Raw genomic sequence first — 20213 nt, 5'->3', positions numbered from 1 at the left:
CATGTTCAGTCAGATCAGCAGCTGTAGTACATCTTGTACTCGATCGGGTGCGGCGTGTGCTCGTAGGCGTAGACCTCTTCCCACTTCAGCGCCGTGTAGCCTTCGATCTGGCTGCGGGTGAAGACATCGCCCTTCAGCAGGAACTCGTGATCGGCTTCCAGCTCGTCCAGCGCTTCGCGGAGCGACGCGCAGACGGTGGGGATGCCGGCCAGCTCTTCCGGCGGCAGGTCGTAGAGGTCCTTGTCCGACGGATCGCCCGGGTTGATCTTGTTCTGGATGCCGTCGAGGCCCGCCATCAGGAGCGCCGCGAAGCAGAGGTAGGGGTTCGCCGCCGGGTCGGGGAAGCGGGCCTCCACACGCTTGGCCTTGGGGCTCTCGGTCCACGGGATCCGCACGCAGCCCGAGCGGTTGCGGGCCGAATAGGCGCGCAGGACGGGGGCCTCGAAGCCCGGAATCAGGCGCTTGTAGGAGTTGGTGGACGGGTTGGTGAAGGCGTTCAGCGCCTTGGCGTGCTTCAGGATGCCGCCGATGAACCACAGTGCCTCATCCGAGAGGTCCGCATATTTGTCACCTGCGAAGAGCGGCTTGCCGTCCTTCCAGATCGACATGTTCACGTGCATCCCGGTGCCGTTGTCCCCGGCGATCGGCTTGGGCATGAAGGTTGCCGACTTGCCGTAGGCGTGGGCCACGTTGTGAATGATGTACTTGTACTTCTGCAGCTCGTCCGCCTGTTTCGTCAGGCTGCCGAAGACAAGGCCAAGCTCGTGCTGGCACGACGCCACCTCGTGGTGGTGCTTGTCGACCTTCATGCCGATGTTCTTCATGGTGGAGAGCATCTCGGAGCGCAGATCGTGGGAGGCGTCGATCGGGTTGACCGGGAAATAGCCGCCCTTAATGCCGGGGCGGTGGCCCATGTTGCCCATCTCGTACTCGGTATCGCCGTTCCAGGAGGCGTCCTGGGCGTCAACTTCATAGGCGACCTTGTTGATGTCGACCGAGATACGGACGTCATCGAAGATGAAGAATTCGGCTTCGGGACCGCAGTAGAACACGTCGCCGATACCGGAGGACTTGAGGTAGGCCTCGGCCTTCTCGGCGGTGCCGCGCGGGTCGCGGTCATAGGCTTCGCCGGTGTCGGGCTCGACCACCGAACAATGCACGCAGAGGGTCTTCTCGGCGTAGAAGGGGTCGATATAGGCGCTGTCGGTGTCCAGCATCAGCTTCATGTCGGAGGCCTCGATGCCCTTCCAACCGGCGATGGAGGAGCCATCGAACATGAACCCTTCCTCGATGAAGTCCTCGTCCACCTCGTCGCAGATCAGTGTCACGTGCTGCAGTTTGCCGCGCGGATCGGTGAAGCGGACGTCGACGTAGGCTACGTCCTCGTCCTTCATCATTTTCAGAAAGCTCTCTGTGCTCATCGTGATTGTTCCTTGAGTTCGTAAGGGATTTTGAGGGGGCCACGCCCGATCGGGGGGCCGATGATTGGATTTTTACAGCGCGTCTTCGCCCGCTTCGCCGGTGCGGATGCGGATGGCCTGACTGATGTCGGAGACGAAGATCTTGCCGTCGCCGATCTTGTCGGTCTTGGCCGCGTTGATAATCGCCTCGATCGCGGCGTCAGCCAGATCGTCGGCGAGAACGACTTCGATCTTAACCTTCGGCAGGAAGTCGACGACGTATTCGGCGCCACGGTAGAGTTCGGTATGGCCCTTCTGACGTCCGAAGCCCTTGACCTCGGTCACGCTAAGACCCTGAATGCCGATCTCCTGAAGGGCCTCTTTGACCTCATCCAGCTTGAACGGTTTGATGATCGCTTCGATTTTCTTCATGGTTCCCAGGTCCTCCTCGCCGCAGCCGTTGGGCAGCCTTCGGCACGTGACACCATTTTGCGGAGTTGGCGTCCATGCGAGACGGGGAGGGGCGGCGGAATGTGGCTGAGAATTTGCGACAAGAGATCAAAAATTAATCACAGCGATTAAAAATTGGGCACAAGTGAATCGACGGCGGAGGATCAATGACGGAAGTGGTGACAGCGGCCCAGATGCGCGGGATCGAGAGCGCGGCGATCGAGGCCGGCGCGGTGACGGGCGCTGCGCTGATGGAACGCGCCGGCGCGGGTGTCGTGGCGGCCATTCTGCGGCAATGGCCCGAAGCACAGTCGGCCACGATCCTATGCGGTCCGGGAAATAACGGGGGCGACGGCTACGTGATCGCGCGGTTGCTGGCCGAACGGTGGTGGGACGTCCGCGTTCTGGGCATGGGTGACGCCGAAGCGATGCCACCCGACGCGCGCGCCAACCGTGCGGCGTGGCAAGGAGAGGTGGCGCCGCTCACCCGCGCCAATCTGGAGGCAGCAACCGACACCGACATTGTGGTGGACGCCATCTTCGGAACGGGCCTGACCCGTGCGCCAGCCGGCGAGGTTTTGTCAGTGCTGAAAGCGTTGGGGGATTGCGCCGCGCCGCTTGTCGCCGTCGACGCTCCCTCGGGCCTGTGTCTGGACCGCGGTATCCCGCTGGCGCGCGAAGGCTCTGTCCCGAAATGCGATCTGACGGTCACTTTCGAGGTGCCAAAGATCGGCCACTTCATCGCGGACGGCCCGGCCTGCTGTGGCGCGTTGGAGGTCGTGGACCTCGGGCTGTCGCACTGGCGCGGGAAACTCGGCGCTGACACAACCCGGCTCATCGACGCGGTCCCGATGGTGCCTCCCACCGAGGGGACGCCGCACATCCTTCCCAATTTCCGCAAGAAGACGGGCCACAAATATGACAATGGCCATGCGCTTGTCGTCTCGGGCGGCCCAAGCAAGACGGGCGCGGCGCGGCTGGCCGCGCGCGCGGCGCTTCGGATCGGGGCCGGGCTGGTGACCGTCGCCTCGCCGCCCACGGCCCTCGCGGAAAACGCGATGCAGCTGACGGCGATCATGACCCGTCGCTGCGGGGGCGCGGCCGGCTTGTCCGAGATCCTCGAGGACGCGCGTTTCACAGCCCTCTGCCTAGGGCCTAGCTTGGGCGTGGGTGAGCAGACCCGAGCCATGGTGCGCGCAGCCCTCGGACCCCGCTTCGTCGTGCTCGATGCCGATGCCTTGACCAGCTTCGAAGAGGATCCCTCCGAACTGTTCGAGGCCATAGCGGCCGTGGGCGAACCTGAGCGGGTGATCCTCACGCCCCACGGCGGCGAGTTCGGACGCCTGTTTCCGGACGAGAACGCAGCCCTCGACGCGGGTGACATCAGCAAGCTCGACGCGGTCCGCGAGGCGGCGCAGCGATCCGGCGCGGTGGTTCTGTTGAAGGGGGCGGACACGGTCATCGCCTCGCCCGACGGGCGCAGCAGCATCCACGCGGCCCATTGCGCGCGCAGCGTGCCATGGTTGGCGACGGCCGGGGCAGGGGACGTGCTGGCGGGCTTGATTGCCGGACTGGCGGCACGGTCCGATGATTTGCACAGGGCCGCCGCCGACGCCACCTGGCTCCACGTGGAAGCCGCCCGCGCGTTCGGTCCGGGACTGATCGCCGAGGATTTGCCCGAAATGGTGCCTCGCGTGCTGCGTGACATGGGCGTCTAAATCGGTTTCGCGGCGAATAAAAAGAAACGGCGCCCGTGGGGACGCCGTCTGATGATGTCAGCCCGATGCTTTCTGCGGCGCGTCAGAACACGCCCTTCCGTTCAAGCCTTGGCGGCCACTTTCGGCTTGTCGGCAGAGGCCAGTTCGAGACCGTCGGCATAGAGAATTTCCGGCACGCCGAAATAGAGCGACAGCATAATCTGACGGCCCTTGGTCTCGGTCCGGATGTGCTCGCCATCGACCAGCCGCGCGGCTTGCGGCGCGGCGATTTCCTTGCCCCAAAGCGCCTGAGCGCGCCAATCGCGCACCAGCAGCCGCTGCCCGGGCATGAGGGTGATGTCCGTGGACGGCTTTCCCCCCAGAGCATCGGCGGAGATGACGACGCGCGGCGTGCCCTCGGGCAGGTTGTGACGCATGATCGCCTTCAACTTGCGCACGCCGCGACGCGTGATGATCCGATCGCCGGGGTTGAGGAATTCAACGGGGATGGCCCCGTCCATGGTGAGAACATTGGTACCGGGCGCAAGGCCAGCCTCACAGGCATTGGTCTTGCTGCCCGCGCGACCGGCGGGCCGCGGGGAAGGTTTGGTCATGGGTGCTACTGCTCGCTCGTTCGGGCATTTGTTGCCTCGTGTTTGTGCAAGCGAGTCTACGGCATCGGCGCCCATCGGGCGAGTTTTTTCTTCAATGGACGGTGCAGTGTTGGTCATGGTCATCCCCTCAGATTCCGGGTGGCAGCCCGTGCTCAGGAAGTTCTCGCGGCGAATTGAGGCACAATATGGGCGAAACCAAGTTACGGGCGGGTTAATGCAGGGGTGAATTTTGGTCTCGATTTGCCGAGAATGCCCTGCTAAGTGCAGCCACAGTGCGGGTGTGGCGGAACTGGTAGACGCACCAGATTTAGGTTCTGGCGCCGCGAGGCGTGGGGGTTCGAGTCCCTTCACCCGCACCATTCAACAGACTCGCTGCTCTGCAACCTTTCCCGTCTCCTCGAACGACAGCGGTATTACCGGGACGGACCGCCGCACGCCTTAGCTGACCCGGATCAAATGGTTGTCGAAAGCCCTTGGATGAGCCGAAAGGGCCACGGTTCGTCCTCCCGGTTCCCAAAATGCGACGTGCCCTTCTCCGCTCGTGTAGCAGAAACCGCGATCGCTGTGGCTGCTCAGACCGCAGGCGTCGACGGCGGTTATTGACCTCAGGATCGCCCCGTCGGAAGCACGGAATACCTGCACAACACCGCCGCGAGGCGAGGTGATTGCCACAAGTTGCGAGTCATTGGAGAAGGCGACGCTTCCTGCGTAACCCTGAAGCTCCAAGTGGTCGGCATTGTCCGCAGAAAGGAGGGCGGGTGAGCTGCCTCTTTGATGCAGGCCGAGAGGAGCCGGGGCTTCGTTAGGGTCGCCTTGCCATTGCATGGCGAAGGCCACCGTCCCGTCCGGTGAAACATCGAGATGCCGAATGGATGCCAATCGGTGGTCGGCATCCAATTCCACTTGCTCCAGCACGGTTCCGTCGGGGGTCAGGTAACTCAAATCGGGCCGCATCGTGGGGAGGTTCAACTTCGCGCGGCCACTGTCGGGGTGCGTCTCAATCCCGCCGTTCGCCACGACGAGGGTCTCGGTGCCGGGGAGGCGGAGGATGTCGTGGGGACCGATGCCGCCGGATGCGAATTCACCGACGCGCCTGTAGCCTTGGCGGGCATCCCAGATGCCGACAATGCCTCTGGCCGCGTCGAAGTCGTTCTCGGTCGTGTAGAGTAACGATCCATCGGCAGAGAACGCGCCGTGCCCGTAAAAGTGCCGCCCTTCCGGCGCCGTGACGCGGGCAATCTGGTGTCCGGTGCTGCAATCAATCACGAGGGCGAAGGTGCCGGGTCTGCGGGCGAAGGCGATGGCTTCGGGGCGGGTCGGATGGACGGCTGCGGCATGACCTCGGGCGGGCAGAGGAACCTCGAACGTGATCTGGCCTGCGCCGTCCAATCCGCACAAGGTGTAAACTCCGTCGGGCCGGAGCGCGGCGGTCACATAGGTAGGCTGGCCCGCATCGGCCCAAGTGGCCGTGGGCGCGAGGCCGGTGGCCATCAGCCCCCCGAGGACGGTGCGGCGGGGGACCATCAATCGCCATCCAGCGAGTTGAAGCCGGCCGATACGCCAAGGCTCGGGCCGATCTCGGTCAAGATGAGCTGGCGTAGCTCGCTGATCCGTTGCTGCAACGCCTCGATCCGGAGCCGACCTTGTGGATCAGCAACGCTGGCCAACGTCGGATCATCCAGCTGTTCCAATCCTGCAATCACCGCATCGAAGGCCGCGATCATGTCATCGTGGAGATCGGGCATGGCGGACGTCAGGGCGGCTGACAACTCGGCCAACCCCTCCATCGAGACCGCCAGATTGCGCAGCGACCGCTCTGACCTGCGGGCCTCGGCCCGGTTGGGGCGGGGGCGGTCGAACGTGCCGAGGGGGCGACCCAGGCGCACATCGGCGTTGAACTCCAACCCGGTGGTCAGCGCATTGAACAACGCCCGCACCGCCTCGGCTTCCGATTGATAGCGATCGTTCTCGCCTGCAGTGCGCATCAGCTCGGCGTGGGTGCCTGTCCAATCATCCCGAATCGCGGCCGTGGTTGTGGCGATATCCCGAGCCATCACGCGGACCAGATCGCAGCGGGTCGAGATATCATCATCGAACAGCAGGAACTCCATTGCGTAGAAGCCCCGCGCCGCAACTGAGACGCTCGCGTATTCGGCGTCAATCACAGGGTCCGTGTCGTCAATCAATTGGGTCAGAGCCCGCGGCGTCGCCCCCCGGCTGTCCGGCCAGAAGGCCAAGGCGAACGCCCGGTTGTCTGCCTCGAACGGACCAAACCGCAGGTGGCTGACGTGGACCCAGGCGTCAAACGCCGCATTGTAGGCCGCGGTGAGGTCGTGGCCGCCGCAGGTCTCGGCCGCCACGGAAGCAAGTGTCTCGCTGGTCTCTGCCAAGGCCGTCACGCCGGGCAAGACATGCATGTCGAGGGCCGCGTCGATCGCGGCTTGATGATCCTGTGCCACGGCTGCGGAGGGCAGTGCGGCGATCAAGGTGAGGGTTGCAAGGCGCATGTCAGAGGCTTTCGAGAAAGGTGATCAGGGCGGCGCGATCAGCCGGGGGCATGGCGACGACAGCATCACGAGACGCTTCCGCTTCGCCTCCATGCCATAGCACGGCCTCCAGTAGATTCCGGGCGCGCCCGTCGTGGAGGAAGTAGGTATGGCCGCTCACGGTTTCGGTCATGCCGATCCCCCAGAGCGGGGCCGTGCGCCATTCACGTCCCGTGGCACGTCCTTCGGGGCGGTTGTCAGCGAGGCCTTCGCCCATATCGTGGAGCAGCATATCCGTGTAAGGCCAGATCAATTGGAAACTGGTGGCCGGGTCGCCTTCCTGCCTGTGGGTAACGAAGGCAGGCGTATGGCAGGCTGCGCATTGAGCGGTGTGGAAGACCTCGAGGCCCCTCAGCACGGTTGGGTCATCGACATCGCGCCGCGCCGGCACGGCAAGGTTCTGGCTATAGAACGTCACCAGGTCGAGGCCGATATCGTCGATCTCGAACCCATCCTGCTCGGGATCGCCCCCGTGGACCGCGGCGCGGCAATCGGTCTGGTCCACGGTACATTCGCCCCAACCATCCGGGTGCAACGAATTGGAAATTCCGATGTCACCGGCAAACGCCGCGGCGCCTTGTTCGCGGATCGTGGGGTTGCCCGCCTTGTGGCCAAAGCGACCCAACATTGGCTGATCGAACTCCAGCGACCAGACAATCTGCGGTCTGCCCGAGATACCGTCGCCGTCCATATCGTCAGGGTCGGCATTGGCGAGGATATCGTGGGCCGGGATCGCCTCCAGCAAGCCAAGGCCGATCATCTGGTTGGCGACACGAGGGCTCAGCATCGCGTCGGGATGGAGCGGGCCATAACCGAGATTGCCGGCGGTGTAAGTGGGGTGTCGCAGCGTGGCGGTTTCGCCGCCCGAAAGCGCCACGTCAATGTCCTGGTACTCGATCTCGAGCGTGTATTCCGGGGCATGGCCCGGCAGGCTGAAGTCCTGCATCTGAGTGCCGTAGTTCGGGTCGGGCTGGGTTGCGATGAAGTCGGCAATCTCCGAGATGGCGCCGCCGTCGAAGCTGGGCGCCGGAATGGAGATGCGCAGGAACATCGACACCGGACTGTCGTCGGGGCCTTCTGGCGGATGCCCGCGCCCATCCTTCAGGTGGCATCGTTGGCAGGAGCGGGCATTGTAGAGCGGCCCCAACCCGTCACTGGCCAAAGTCGACGCGGGCGGCGTGACCCACAGCCTGCGGAAAAGGCCGTTTCCGACGCGAAAGTTCAGCTCATCCTCGAAGCTGAGGTTGTCCAGCGGTTGAGAGAAAGCATCGGCGTTGGGTCGGGGTCGCACCGTCCCCGCTCCGGCGGAGTTTTCCTCGAACGGCAAGGCGACCGTGAAGTCCTCGGGCGGGGCCGTCACCGCGGCGATGCGGGCACGTTCTTCATCCGTGCGCGGGATGACGTCCAGATGGACGTCGGCAAGCCCCTCCCATGCGGGCACCGGCGCAGTGTCGCTTTGCGCGGCGATACCCACGGCAATCGCCGTGGCACATACGAGGAAGAGGAGGGGTTTGTTCATGGGCGTCCATGGGTAGCGGGTGAAGCAGCACAGGTTGCCGCTTCACCCTGGGTCCAGATTACTCGAAGACGGCGGAAGGATTGTCGAGGCTGTCGGACCCTTCGAATGCAATCGCATCGAGGCCAAGCTCCACCACGATCCGTTCGATCGTCTGGGTCTGGGCGATGAAGCCATTCACGCCGCCCATGACCAGCGCCTCACCTGCCTCATTGCCGCGCTCGAGCATCTGGTCGTAGGCAAAGCCCGCCTCTGCGGCGAGGACGATCTGGCCAAGCTCTCGCATCGTCTCGGACAGACGCACCCGCATCTCCGCGTCGAGATCAGGGTTGGAGGCCGCGACCAGATCGGACAGGGACGGACCGCTGACGACGGTGCCATCGGCCCGGACATATTCGCCGAGATAGACGTTCTGAACGCCAAGCCCGTCAAGATAGTGGTCGTTGTGGGTGTTGTCAGCGAAACAGGAATGCTCCTCCTCCGGGTCGTTGAGCATAACGCCCAGACGCATCCGTTCCCCGGCGACTTCCCCGTAGGAGAGCGAGCCCATGCCCGTCAGCATGGCACTGATCCCGGCGTCCGGGTCGGCCATGAGCGTGGCGCGGGCCTCGCCGCCGTCAACCCATTGGGCAGCCATCCATTCCAGATCACTCACCAGAAGGTCTGTCGCAGCCGTCAGATACTCGGCACGACGGTCGCAATTGCCACCGGTGCAATCGGCGCCGGTCGCGAAATCCGTCCAGGGACGGTTCCCCGCGCCCGCACCGTGGCCGTTCAGGTCCTGCCCCCAGAGCAGGAACTCGATGGCGTGATAGCCCGTCGCCACGTTCGCCTCGATCCCGTCGGCCTCGTGGAGCGTCTCTTCCAGCAAGGCAGGCGTGATCGCGCTGGCGTCGATCTCCGTGCCGGAAAGCGTGAAGGACGCGTTGGCGATGACGTTCAGTGCTGCGAACTCGTTCTCGTCGTTGGGGCCGCCATAGCTGCCGTCCACGTAATCGATCAGACCTTCGTCCAGCGGCCAGGCATTCACGCGACCTTCCCAATCGTCCACGATGGCATTGCCGAAGCGGTACACTTCGGTCTGCTGGTAGGGCACCCGGGCCGCCAGCCATGCAGCGCGCGCCGCCTGTAGGTTCTCGGCAGAGGGAGATGAAACCAGGTCAGCGACCGCCCCTTGCAACGCCTGTGCTGTGATCAGGCTGTCTTCGTAACTTGCTGCCGCGATATCGGCATAGGTGTCCAACACCTCTGCGGCGTCCTGAGCCATCGCATTGCCTGCCACGCATGTGACGAGGGCAGTTGTCATGAGTATCGTGCGTTTCATCGCGCTGTGTCCCTTTTGGTGCGGTCAGTTGGATCGACTGGCTGGGGCATGGGCACGGGCTGGGTCGATGTAATTGAGTCAGTGAGGAATTCGAAGGACGGCGATGGATCGATGTCAGAGCAGATGCAATCCAACAGAAGCTCTCGCCGCCTGTTGCAACATCCATCCCGATCATAGCGGTCCATCGTGTCACCCTTGCATCTGGAAGGGCTGACTCGCCCTATGCACGCATACCTGACTAATTTTATAAGATAATGCAAAGTGAGTTTTCCAAGTCAGGGCAACTTGTCGCGATGGCTGTGGCTTCAGGATCGGTTGCCAAGCACATTTGTCGAGTGGTCCGCTGCCTGCGCTTGATTTCGGCGCTTCGTGCGGCTGGCCACGGACATGTCAGCGCCCGCCTACCCGACGCGTCGGGCGGAGTGGGGAAGGAGCCAGGTGGCGGGACCCCGCGGGGTGAAATTTACCCTCAGGTTGCAGCCGTAGGCGGCGCTGAGGGTCTGGTCCGTGAAGACATCCGCTGGCGCGCCGGAGGCCAAGCATCGGCCCCCTGCCAGCAACACGACGTGATCGGCGAACATCGAGGTCAGGTTGAGGTCGTGCATGACGGCGATCACGCCGCCGCCGGCTTCTGCGTAGTCGCGGACGATCTCCATCACTTCCAGCTGGTGGCCGATATCGAGGCTGGAGACAGGCTCGTCCAGCAGGAGCCAGCGCGGGGCGCCCTCGGCGACCGGCTCCCAGACCTGACAGAGGACGCGGGCCAGCTGTGCGCGCTGTTGCTCGCCGCCTGACAGCTCGTGGTAGTAGCGGCCCTCGAACCCCGCGAGGCCGACGCGCGCGAGCGCCTTGGAGGGGAGCGTCCGGTCGGCGCCGTCGCGGCCGGCCATCAGGCCAAGGCGCACGATCTCGCGCACCGTGAAGGGGAACGAGATACGCGAGGCTTGCGGCAGGACGGCCCGGCGCGCGGCAAGTTCCCACCCCTGCAGCCCCCGGATATCCCTGCCGTCAAGCAGAACCCGGCCGCCATAGTCGACCTCCTGGGTGATCGCCCTGAGCAGCGTCGTCTTGCCCGAGCCGTTGTGGCCGACGATTGCCGTGAAGGCCCCGGCAGGGGCGGCCATGTCTATGCCATGGAGGATCGGTTTGCGCCCGAGTTGGACGGTGATCTGTTCGGTGGAAAGCATCGGGGTCACATGTCCAGCAGAGAGCGGTTGCGCAGCAGGATCCACAGGAAGAACGGCCCGCCGATCGTCGCCGTGACGATGCCGATGGGAAGCTCCGCCGGTGCAATGATGGTGCGCGAGATCATGTCCGCGATGATGAGCAACGACGCCCCGAGGAGGGCGGCGTTGGGCAGCAGGAAACGATGGTCGGGGCCGACCGCGATGCGCAACAGGTGCGGCACCACGATCCCGATGAAGCCGATGCCGCCGGAGACGGCGACCGCCGCCCCGACAGCGGCGGCCACGGTCAGAATCGCGACTGTCTTCATGCGCTGCACGGGAATGCCCAGATGCGCGGCAGCTGCTTCGCCCAAGGCTAACCCGTTCAGGCTGGCGGCGAGGAAGGGGGACGCCAGCAGGGCGAGGAGGATGAGCGGGCCCGCCACGAGCAGCTTGGTCCATGTGGCGCCGGCCAGCGATCCGAGGCCCCAGAAGGTCAGGTCCCGCAATTGCTGATCGTCGGCCATGTAGACCAGGACGCCCGAGATCGCACCGCTCAGCGCGCCCAGGGCGATCCCGGCCAGCAACATCACGGCGACCGAGGTGCGCCCGCGGCTGGTCGAGACGACGTAGAGCAGGATCGTGCTGGCCCATCCACCGAAGAACGCGGCGAAGGGGACGAGGTAGAAGCCGATGGCCTCCTGCAGCACGATGGGGAAGAAGCCGCCCAGGACGATGGCCGTGATCGCGCCAAGCCCCGCGCCCGCGCCGATACCGACAAGGCCGGGATCGGCCAGCGGGTTGCGGAAAAGGCCCTGCATCACAGCGCCCGAGACGGCCAGCGCCGCCCCCACCAGAATGCCCATCAGCAGCCGCGGCACACGAATGTCCCACAGCACCGTTCGCGTCACGAGATCCAACGGCTCGCCCGAGGTCCACGACCGGGTCACATCGATCAGCGAAATGCCGGAGGCGCCGGTCGTCAGGCTGGCGAGGCTGACCACGACGAGCAGCAGCACGAGGATCGCGCAACAGGCCCGCGCGAGCGCGTCGCGATCGCCGGCAGCCGCGCCGGAGGCGACGTCCGAGGCAACGCCCCTGAGGGTTTCGACCAGGGCCAAAGTTATCCCTCCACCGTGCCGAGCGCTTCCGCCAAGAGGGTCACCGCCGCGGGCGTCCGCGGACCGAACCCGAGCAGGAGCAACCCGTCGATCCGCACGACGCGGCCGGTCTCGGCAGCGGGTGTCAGGCCGAGGGCCGGATGCGCGAAGAGATCCGCGTTCGCCGCGGCATGGTCGCCGTCCCGGTCCATCATGAGGATGACGTCGGGGGCGGCGGAAAGCACGGCCTCGTCGGTCAACTGCCGGTAGCCCTCGAAGGCGTCGACGGCATTTCGCCCGCCCGCAAGCTCGATGATGCCGGAGGCGGCCGTGCCGGTGCCCGACGCCATGACGCGGCCGTTCTGCATCGACAGGATGAAGAGAACCCGCGGAGCGTCCCCGCCGATCACCGCCGCGACGGCCTCAAGCTCTGCCTCGACCCGCGCGGCCAGAGCCACGCCAGCCTCGGGCACGTCGAGCGCCTCGGCCACGGCTAGGATCTTGGCACGCACGCCCGCCGCGTCGAAGCTCTCGGGGACTTCGACAAAGGCCACCTCGGCGCTGTCCAGCACGTCGATCGCCTCGGGCGGGCCGGAGCCTGCTTCGGCGATGATGAGGTCGGGCCGGACAGACAGGAGCCCCTCGGGGCTCAGGGCGCGCATATAGCCCACGTCCGGCAATTCGGTCACTTCCGGCGGCCAGCTCGATGTCGTGTCGCGGGCAACCAGCAGGTGTTCCATCCCCAGTTCGTAGATGATCTCGGTGACCGAGCCGCCCACGGCGACGACGCGCGGCGCGTCATCCTGCGCGCGGGCCGGGCCGACGATAAAGGCCAGCAGGAGGCTCGCCGTCATGATGATCGCCAGGCTCGCCGGCGTCAGTCGTTTCAAGGCTGCGCGCGCAATCATGCCAGCACCTCCTCTGCGGCGAGACTCGGCAGCGTTTCGGCGATGGCGCGGAACCGCGCCGTGTTGTCCTCGATCCCCTCCTTGCGCTGGCCGAAGCACTGCAGGATCAGCATGCCCTGCGCGTCAAAGGCCTCGATGGAGAGGGCAGGGCCGCGCTTGGTGGGTTTCTCGACCAGCCAGACCTCGGCCACGTGATCAGCCCGCAGATGCAGGTTGAAGCCGGGATCCATGACGTTCTGCCACGGTCCCATCGGCATCAGCTCGAAGATCGGGCCGGAATGGATCTGGATGCAGCCCCGATTGCCGACGAAGAGCATGATCGGCGCTTCGTCCTCGGCGATCGCCCGCAAGGCCGTGTCGAGGGCCGAGGGCTCGAGCGCCTCGGCAAAGGGCGCGCCGGCGATCCGGTAGGCACCCAGTCGGTTCATCTTCAACTTCGAGGTCAGGCGCAGGAACTGGTGGGTGTCGGTCATCTTCGCCCATTCCTGCCGCAGGATATCAGCCTTCGCCGCATCGCCCTTGGGGCCCTCAACCGGTTCACGCTCGGCGAAGGCGGGCGCGGCCTCTGGCCCCTCCAACTCGCGCAGCAGCTTGTGCCATGCATCGACGTCCGAGCCGTCCCGCAGGATCACCTTGTGGACCGCATCCCCCGCCGCGTCGAAAACCTGGATCGAGCGGCGCGTGGCCCCGTCGACCTGTTTCTCGACCGCGAAGGCATGGACCCAGTGCTTCGGGAACATCCGCAGGTCGATATTCTCGGTCAGGACCATCGAGGCATGATCGCCCGCGTGGAAATTGTCGTAGACGCCGATCTTCTCGTGCACCGCGCTCTCGTTGCGGGTCAGCGCCATGACTTCGCCGAGGCCGCAGACCGCCGGTATCAGGTCGTTCGGCGCGGCCTGCAGGGGCGTGGCACCATGGCCGACATGGGCGGCCACGAGGGCCCCTTCGCTGATCCCGAGGCTATCGGCAAGTTCGCGCGGGCGCGCCTTGGGCTTGTCGAGAACCTCTGCTCGTATCGCTTCGGGGAAATGGAGTTCACGTGCACTCATGAATGTGCCTCTCTGGTATTTCTTTATTGGGGTTCAGAGGCTTGCTCGGTCTCGAAGCGACCAGGCTGGCACATATTCACAGGCCTGCAATCTTGTTGCTGCCTATTGTTGACCTTTTTAATCAGGTATAGTAGCCAGCGCAAGTGCCGCAGGTAGATCGCCGCGAAAATTCGCAGCTCCCCCACGGTTTGCCAGCCCGGAAGACAGGCCAGCTCTTCAACAACAACATCAAAAAGCGCGAGGGGTATGATGGAACATCATACGGGACGCGCGTGTTTCGGGACCACGACCGCCATGGCGCTCGTGTTGGCTGCCATGGCCGCTCCCGTCCACGCGCAGGAGACGACGACACCTTTGGGACGGATCGTATTCGGATGGGGCACCGATCAGGTGGCTCTGGACACACCACAGGCCGTGACGGTCATCGATCAGGACGAGATCGAACGCCAACAGGCCACGACGGTCGGCGAGATCTTCGACGAGGTGCCGGGCGTGCAAGCCATCGGGTCCGACCGGCCGTTGGGCCAGTCGTTCAACATCCGTGGTTGGGGGGAAGTCCCCGCGGGCGACGAGGGGCGCGTTGTCGTCCTGCAGGACGGGGCAACCCAGTATTACGAGCAGTATCGCATCGGCTCGTTCTTCTCGGACCCGAACCTGCACTGCAACATCGAGGTCCTGCGCGGCCCGGCCTCGGCCACGCTCTACGGGGCGGGCGCCATCGGTGGCGTGATCCGGTTCGAGACCTGTGACGCGGATGATTACCTGACCGAGGGACAGACCAGCCAGTTCCGCTTCTCGCTCGGCGGAGAGACCAACGGCGCGGGCGGCAACGCGGCCCTGCGCTATGCCGCGCGCGTTGGCGAGAACCTCGATGTCTTCGCCAACCTCAACTACCGCCAAGCCGATGATTACGTCGACGGCGACGGAGAGGTGATTGCCGGCTCCGCCTTCGACGCGATTTCAGGCGTGGTCAGCGGCACCTACCACTTCTCGGGCTCGCGTTCGCTGCGCGTGATCTACGAGGCGTGGAACAGCGACCTCGACGATACCGAATACGAGCAGACCGGGTCGGGAGGCTTCTTCGGCCAGATCGACCGCGACACAACGGACCAGACCTTCAGCGCGATCTACACCTCCGCCGAGGCGTTCGGCGACCTTGAAGTGACGCTTGCCTATTCGACTACGCAGATCGCGCAGGAGAATTCTACCGCGCCGATCCCCAACGTCCTGTTCGAGGATGCCGACTACGGCTATGCGACCCTGTCGCTCGACAGCCGCGTGACCACGGACTTCGCACTTGGCGACACCGCGGGCACGTTGATCTACGGCGTTACCCTTAGCCAGCAGGAACGGACGGCCGAGGCCGCGGTCTCGGGCACTGTCCCGTTCCACAACGAAGGCACCGGCACGCGCGTCGCCGCTTTCGCCCAGGCCGAGTTCGACTTCGGCAATGGACTTGTGCTGGTGCCGGGCGTCCGCCTGGAATGGGCGCGGAACGAGCCCGGTGCCGACAACCCCGGATCGACACTGGACGACGGGATCGAGACCTCCGAGGTGATCTCGTTCTCGCCGAAGCTCGCCTTCACCTATGACTTCGGCGGCGAATGGGGGTTGTTCGGCTCGCTCTCGCAGACCCAACGCGCGCCGAACCTGGACGAGCTGTTCTCCTACAGCACGCCACGCCCGCCGGGGCTTGCGTCCGGCCGCACTGCCGCCGGAGAGCTGGACCCGGAGACGGCAAGCAGCTTCGAGTTGGGCTTCACCTATTCGACGACAGGGCTGGCGAGCGCGAGTGATGCCTTCGATGCCCGCGTGACCGGCTTCTATACCTACGTCGAAGACCTGATCACCCCCGGCCCCGATGGCGGGTCCGAGCGGATCAATGTGGGCGAGGCCGAGATCTACGGCGTCGAGCTGGAAGCGGCGTATGCCGCCGATGCATGGTACGCCAACTTCGCCGCCACGCTGATCGAGGGGCGCAACCTGACCGACGACGAGGTCTGGTCGCAATTGCCCCAGGACAGCCTGAGCCTAACCGTCGGGCGCCGTGACGCGGCCACCGGTTTCGGCTTCGGCTGGACGATGAACGCCTATGCTGACATCGACTACGAAGGCGCGCGCGGCACCGCCCAGAACCGCTACGGCGGCTATGCGACCCACGACGTCTTTGCCAGCTACGCGCCGCAAGAGGGCGCGCTGGAAGGGCTGGAGTTCCGCGTCGGCGTCGACAACGTCCTCGACCGCACCTACCGCAATGCCCTCGATCAGGAAAACGGGCGCGGTCTGACGGGTCGGTTCACCGTCGCGCGCGTGTGGAATTTCTGAGGAGATGTCGATGAAACGCCAACTCACGGCAACCCTTCTTGCCCTCGCCATGGCCCTCCCTTTGGGGGCCATGGCACAGGACAGCTCCGGCGCGCTGGTGGTCGAGCTGAACCGCGTGGTGCCGCTCGACAACGCCTGCCGCCTGACCTTTCTGGCGCAGAACAACATGGACCGCGACGTGGCAAGCATCGTGTTCGAGACCGTCCTTTTCGATACCTCCGGCGGGGTCGAGAGGTTGACGCTTTTCGACCTCGGCGACTTGCCGACGGCCCGCCCGAGGGTGCGGGAGTTCGACATGGCCGGGCTTGCCTGCGCGGACCTCGGCCGGATCCTGTTCAACGGTGTCGATGCCTGCGAGGGAGAGGGGGTGGACCCCGAGACGTGTCAGGCCGCGCTCAGCCCGGTGTCGCGGGTGGACGGGGTGGAGGTGATCGGATGACGCTGGATATCGCGCTGTCCAACCTCACCGGCCTTGTCGATCTGGGCGGGCCGGTCGTCGCCATCCTGCTGGCGATGTCGCTGATCTCGCTGGCGGTTGTTATCTACAAGATCGGCCAGTTCGTGCAGGCCGGCGTCGGTCGCCATGACCGCCTGCGTCGCGCCTCCGCCGCGCTGGATCGCGGTGAGGGGGCGCGTGCGCGGCAGTTGCTCGGCGACAGTCGCAGCCATCTCGCGCCGCTGGCGGTGCAGATGCTCGACCGGATGGAGGCCGCGGACCCGGAGACCTATCAGGCCCGCGTCGAGGTCGAGGCCGCCGAGCGGCTCGACCGGTTGGAAACTGGCTTCCGCCTGCTCGACAGCATCGCGCAGGTCGCGCCTCTTCTGGGCCTCTTCGGCACGGTTTTGGGCATGATCGACGCGTTTCAGGCGTTGCAGGAGGCGGGCGACAGCGTCGATCCGTCAATCCTTGCGGGCGGGATCTGGGTGGCGCTGATGACCACGGCGGCGGGCCTTGCGGTGGCCATGCCCACGGCGCTTATCCTGACGTGGTTCGAGACCCGGACCGAAGCCGAACGCGCGATGGCCGACGGCCTGATCCGCCGCGCCTTCTGCCCCGTCAGCAGCGCGCGGACCGGCGCCGCCGAGCCTCACGCCGCCCTGGTCCCCCATGCCAGTTAGGGCGGCCCGAACGCGCCGCCGGGCGCTTTCTCTCACCTCGCTGATCGACGTGATCTTCCTTTTATTGTTGTTCTTCATGCTGACCTCCACCTTCACGCGGTTCTCGGAAATCCGGCTCTCAGCCGCCGGCGCGGGCGCGTCCGCTCCAACGGATGACGCCCGGCCGCTGTTCCTGAGACTGGGCGCCGAGCGGCTGACGCTTAATGCATCCGAGACCACGCTCGACGCGCTGGAGGGCGAGATCGCGGGGCTGATGGACGGTACCACGACGCTTCTGGTCAGCGCCGCGGCGGAGGTAACATCGCAACGGCTGGTGGACCTGCTGGTCGCGCTGGACGGGATACCCGACCTTTCGGTCGTGGTGCTGGAGTAACGACATGTCGCAGCGCCAATCCAAGCCCCGCACCCCGCGAGAGCCGACCATCGCCCTGATCAACGTGGTTTTCCTCATGCTGGTCTTCTTCCTGATCGCGGGCACGATCGCCGCGCCGCTCGACCCGAGGGTCCGCCTTGTGGAAACAGACGAGCTAGAAGGCCGCGCGCCGCCCGATGCGGCGGTGGTGCTGGCGGACGGAAGCCTCCTGCTCGACGGGCGCAGCATCACGCCCGAGGCGCTGGCCGAAACCGGCCCGATCTTGCGGCTGGTGCCGGACCGAGAGCTGCCCGCGTCCGAACTGGTAAGCCTGTCGCGCAGCCTGCGTGAAGCGGGGGCCGAGGAAGTCTGGGTCGTCACCGAGCGGGGGCTGCAATGACGCCCCGGCGCATGGTCGGGGCGGCGGCGGCCATCCTGTTGTCGGGCGGTGCCCATATCGCGGGCAGCGGCTGGATTGCACCGGAAACCGTGGAACTCGACGGGGGAGGGGAACCCGCGCCCGCGCGGCTCGGCACCTCATTCGCCGACATGGTGGCCGGCATGCCCGGAACGGCGCGGCCCGAGCTGACGGAGCCGGTGGAGGTGGTGACTGACGCGGCGCGGCCTGCCGAGGCGGAGGCGCAGGAGGCCGAGACCCCGGACACGGCAGAGCGCGCCGAGGTGATGGAGGCCTCCAACAGCGCCGAGAGAGAGGTGGCCGAAGCGTCGGTCAACGCTGTGCCACCCGAGCCGGCAAGCCCCGACACCACCGCGCGGGTCGAGCCGATGCCCGACAGTCCCGTTGCCAGCGCGACGTCGAGCGCGGTTGCGGCCACTCCGGCATCTCCCGCTGCTGCCGAGCCGCTTCGCGCGGCTGCCGCCAGTGCCACACCAAGGGCCGAGACCTCGCGCCCCGAGGCCGCGCGCGCCGTGCCCGAGACCGAGGCCGAGCTTCTGACGCCCCTGACCAGCCCGCGACCCGCCGCGCGCCCCGAGAACCTCGCCCCGCCGCCCGCGCCGCAGCGGCCGCAGGTCGCCCGACCGCGCCCGCAACCGCAGCCACCTGCCGCCACCGGAAACGGCGCAAGCAACACGACCCGGGGATCCGCGACAGGGACGGAGGCGGGCACCGCCACGGCAACGGCCCCTGCGCCGCAGCAGCCCACTGCGCAGCCGGGCAACGCCGCCGCCGTCGCCAATTACCCCGGCCAGGTGATGCGGCGCATCTCGCGGCAGGGGCGACCCCGCCTGCGTCATACGGGGCCCGATGCGGTGGTTGCCTTCCGCATCGCCTCGAACGGGGGCCTCGCGGGTGCCAGCATCGCGCGGTCTTCCGGCAATGCCGAACTGGACCGCGCGGCGTTGTCGATCGTCCGGCGCGCCGCACCGTTCCCACCGCCGCCCGGCGGCGCGCAGACAAGTTTCTCCGTCGCGTTTGGAGGTCGATGAGGCCGGGGCGTGTTGCCGCAATGGCGCGGACCTCTCGCGACGTGATCCGTGCGTGTAGCGGTGCAGCGCTCACCTACCTGTTAGTCCCACAGCAGACCGTGCCCTCACCAACCCCGCACCTCTCCACAAACTCAACCATCCCTGACGGGAACCAATCCCGTGCAGGGGTGTTGGTGAAACATGCTGCGCGCAACGATTTTTCACCTCGTTGGAAGCCAATCTGGCCGCGCATCGACGAGCCGAGCCCGCCTGACCAAACTTCCACGATCAAAGAGTATCCCCCATGCCATCTGTCGATGCCCTCTTCACCAAAGCCGATTCCACCCGCCGCAAGATCCTGTCCTCGGTCGACCCCAGTGATTTTGCCTGGGCGATCCCGATCATGCGGGCCGGCTATGCGGGGCGGGGGCTCGTTTATCTGATCGTGGTCACGGTCTCGCTCTGGTCGATCTGGCAAGGCGGGCAGGCGCAGGGCACCCAGTCGGCGATGGCGTCGCTCGACGGCGCGTGGGGCACGATCGTCTTGCTTCTGGTCGCTGCAGGCATGTTCTCCTACGCGGTCTGGCGCCTCGTCGACTGCATCTGGGACCTCGAGGCCTACGGGACGTCGGCCAAGGGCATCATCGCGCGGTCGGGCATGATCGTAACCGGACTGGCCCATGCGGGTATCGGCGTTCTGGCGCTGACGGCGCTCGGGCTGCGCTCGTCCAGTTCTGGCTCAGGGACGACCTCGATGCTGTCGCAAATCATGCAACAGCCCGGTGGCAACTGGCTCGTGGGTATCGCGGGCGCGCTTACCGTCGCGGCCGGCATCTACTACCTCTACAAGGCCGCCGCGCAGACCTATCGCGAGCATCTTCAGGCCAATCACTTCACGCTGAACTGGAACTGGATGCTGCGCGCGGGCGTCGCTGCGCAGGGTATCGTCGTCACCATCATCGGCGGTCTGATCTTCTTCACGGCGCTGCAGGCTGATCCTTCGCAGGCCGGCGGCCTCGGGTCGGTCTTTGACTGGGTTCGCGAGCAGCCGTTCGGGCAAATCCTCGTCGTCGTGCTCTGCATCGGATTGTTGGGCTTCGCGCTCTTCGGTTTCGTGAACGCGGCCTACCGGATCATCCCCAAGGCGGCCGACGACAACACCCGCTCCGTGGCGGTGTCGCTGAAGTAAAACCGGCTCGGCGAGCCTCCGCTGACG

The 20213-nt window shown here is 65.8% G+C and carries 19 protein-coding genes and 1 tRNA gene; 9 read left to right on the top strand and 11 right to left on the bottom strand.

Annotated features, from left to right (window positions below):
- Positions 1 to 14 precede the first annotated feature (14 nt).
- On the bottom strand, positions 15 to 1421 hold the full coding sequence (gene glnA, locus KYE46_RS13635) for a type I glutamate--ammonia ligase (protein ID WP_219001206.1): 1407 nt from the start codon (positions 1419 to 1421) through the stop codon (positions 15 to 17).
- A 72-nt stretch (positions 1422 to 1493) separates the two neighbouring features.
- A complete protein-coding gene (locus tag KYE46_RS13630; RefSeq protein WP_219001204.1) occupies positions 1494 to 1832 on the bottom strand; it encodes a P-II family nitrogen regulator in 339 nt (112 codons plus the stop codon).
- Positions 1833 to 2017: 185 nt separating this feature from the next.
- Here KYE46_RS13630 and KYE46_RS13625 point away from each other — a divergent pair, with 185 nt between their 5' ends.
- Positions 2018 to 3568 (top strand): NAD(P)H-hydrate dehydratase, encoded by a 1551-nt coding sequence (locus tag KYE46_RS13625; protein ID WP_219001202.1) that lies wholly within the window; start codon positions 2018 to 2020, stop codon positions 3566 to 3568.
- 101 nt (positions 3569 to 3669) lie between these two features.
- On the opposite strand, the gene KYE46_RS13620 is transcribed toward KYE46_RS13625, so the two are convergent.
- Positions 3670 to 4161 (bottom strand): Hint domain-containing protein, encoded by a 492-nt coding sequence (locus KYE46_RS13620; RefSeq protein WP_219001200.1) that lies wholly within the window; start codon positions 4159 to 4161, stop codon positions 3670 to 3672.
- A 274-nt stretch (positions 4162 to 4435) separates the two neighbouring features.
- Here KYE46_RS13620 and KYE46_RS13615 point away from each other — a divergent pair.
- A tRNA-Leu gene (locus KYE46_RS13615) sits at positions 4436 to 4520 on the top strand.
- A gap of 79 nt (positions 4521 to 4599) precedes the next feature.
- On the opposite strand, the gene KYE46_RS13610 is transcribed toward KYE46_RS13615, so the two are convergent.
- From KYE46_RS13610 to KYE46_RS13575, 8 genes are all read right to left on the bottom strand, one after another.
- Positions 4600 to 5685 carry a DUF1513 domain-containing protein gene (locus KYE46_RS13610; RefSeq protein ID WP_219001198.1) on the bottom strand — a complete coding sequence of 362 codons (1086 nt, stop codon included), beginning with the start codon at positions 5683 to 5685 and terminating at the stop codon, positions 4600 to 4602.
- A complete protein-coding gene (locus KYE46_RS13605; RefSeq protein ID WP_219001196.1) occupies positions 5685 to 6668 on the bottom strand; it encodes an imelysin family protein in 984 nt (327 codons plus the stop codon). Before KYE46_RS13605 ends, KYE46_RS13610 begins: the two co-directional genes overlap by 1 nt.
- Before the next feature lies 1 nt (position 6669).
- The gene (locus tag KYE46_RS13600; RefSeq protein ID WP_219001193.1) at positions 6670 to 8226 is read right to left on the bottom strand and encodes a di-heme oxidoreductase family protein; all 1557 of its coding nucleotides are present in this window, start codon (positions 8224 to 8226) and stop codon (positions 6670 to 6672) included.
- A 58-nt stretch (positions 8227 to 8284) separates the two neighbouring features.
- Positions 8285 to 9547 carry an imelysin family protein gene (locus KYE46_RS13595; protein WP_219001191.1) on the bottom strand — a complete coding sequence of 421 codons (1263 nt, stop codon included), beginning with the start codon at positions 9545 to 9547 and terminating at the stop codon, positions 8285 to 8287.
- A 401-nt stretch (positions 9548 to 9948) separates the two neighbouring features.
- A complete protein-coding gene (locus tag KYE46_RS13590) occupies positions 9949 to 10734 on the bottom strand; it encodes a heme ABC transporter ATP-binding protein (protein ID WP_219001189.1) in 786 nt (261 codons plus the stop codon).
- A gap of 5 nt (positions 10735 to 10739) precedes the next feature.
- Positions 10740 to 11834, bottom strand: a complete 1095-nt coding sequence (locus tag KYE46_RS13585; RefSeq protein WP_247716837.1) for a FecCD family ABC transporter permease — start codon at positions 11832 to 11834, stop codon at positions 10740 to 10742.
- A 2-nt stretch (positions 11835 to 11836) separates the two neighbouring features.
- Positions 11837 to 12721: a heme/hemin ABC transporter substrate-binding protein gene (locus tag KYE46_RS13580; RefSeq protein ID WP_219001187.1), complete on the bottom strand. Its 885-nt coding sequence runs from the start codon at positions 12719 to 12721 to the stop codon at positions 11837 to 11839.
- Positions 12718 to 13773, bottom strand: coding sequence for a hemin-degrading factor (locus KYE46_RS13575; RefSeq protein ID WP_219001185.1), 1056 nt, complete (start codon positions 13771 to 13773; stop codon positions 12718 to 12720). Before KYE46_RS13575 ends, KYE46_RS13580 begins: the two co-directional genes overlap by 4 nt.
- A gap of 249 nt (positions 13774 to 14022) precedes the next feature.
- Here KYE46_RS13575 and KYE46_RS13570 point away from each other — a divergent pair, with 249 nt between their 5' ends.
- The 7 genes from KYE46_RS13570 (at position 14023) to KYE46_RS13540 (ending at position 20186) form a co-directional block, all read left to right on the top strand.
- On the top strand, positions 14023 to 16098 hold the full coding sequence (locus tag KYE46_RS13570) for a TonB-dependent receptor domain-containing protein (protein ID WP_219001183.1): 2076 nt from the start codon (positions 14023 to 14025) through the stop codon (positions 16096 to 16098).
- A gap of 10 nt (positions 16099 to 16108) precedes the next feature.
- A complete protein-coding gene (locus KYE46_RS13565) occupies positions 16109 to 16537 on the top strand; it encodes a hypothetical protein (RefSeq protein ID WP_219001181.1) in 429 nt (142 codons plus the stop codon).
- A complete protein-coding gene (locus tag KYE46_RS13560) occupies positions 16534 to 17217 on the top strand; it encodes a MotA/TolQ/ExbB proton channel family protein (RefSeq protein WP_219001179.1) in 684 nt (227 codons plus the stop codon). Before KYE46_RS13565 ends, KYE46_RS13560 begins: the two co-directional genes overlap by 4 nt.
- Positions 17207 to 17590, top strand: coding sequence for a biopolymer transporter ExbD (locus KYE46_RS13555; RefSeq protein WP_219001177.1), 384 nt, complete (start codon positions 17207 to 17209; stop codon positions 17588 to 17590). The genes KYE46_RS13560 and KYE46_RS13555 overlap by 11 nt, the downstream gene beginning before the upstream one ends.
- 4 nt (positions 17591 to 17594) lie before the next feature.
- Entirely contained in the window at positions 17595 to 17969 is a 375-nt protein-coding gene (locus tag KYE46_RS13550; RefSeq protein WP_219001175.1) for an ExbD/TolR family protein, read from the top strand.
- Entirely contained in the window at positions 17966 to 19018 is a 1053-nt protein-coding gene (locus KYE46_RS13545; protein WP_219001173.1) for an energy transducer TonB family protein, read from the top strand. Before KYE46_RS13550 ends, KYE46_RS13545 begins: the two co-directional genes overlap by 4 nt.
- Before the next feature lie 283 nt (positions 19019 to 19301).
- On the top strand, positions 19302 to 20186 hold the full coding sequence (locus tag KYE46_RS13540; protein ID WP_247716836.1) for a DUF1206 domain-containing protein: 885 nt from the start codon (positions 19302 to 19304) through the stop codon (positions 20184 to 20186).
- Positions 20187 to 20213: the final 27 nt, after the last annotated feature.

This window comes from Gymnodinialimonas ceratoperidinii, from assembly GCF_019297855.1.
Classification (GTDB): domain Bacteria; phylum Pseudomonadota; class Alphaproteobacteria; order Rhodobacterales; family Rhodobacteraceae; genus Gymnodinialimonas; species Gymnodinialimonas ceratoperidinii.
The sequence above is the reverse complement of the archived record's forward strand: the minus strand, read 5'-3'. Positions and strand labels throughout refer to the sequence as shown.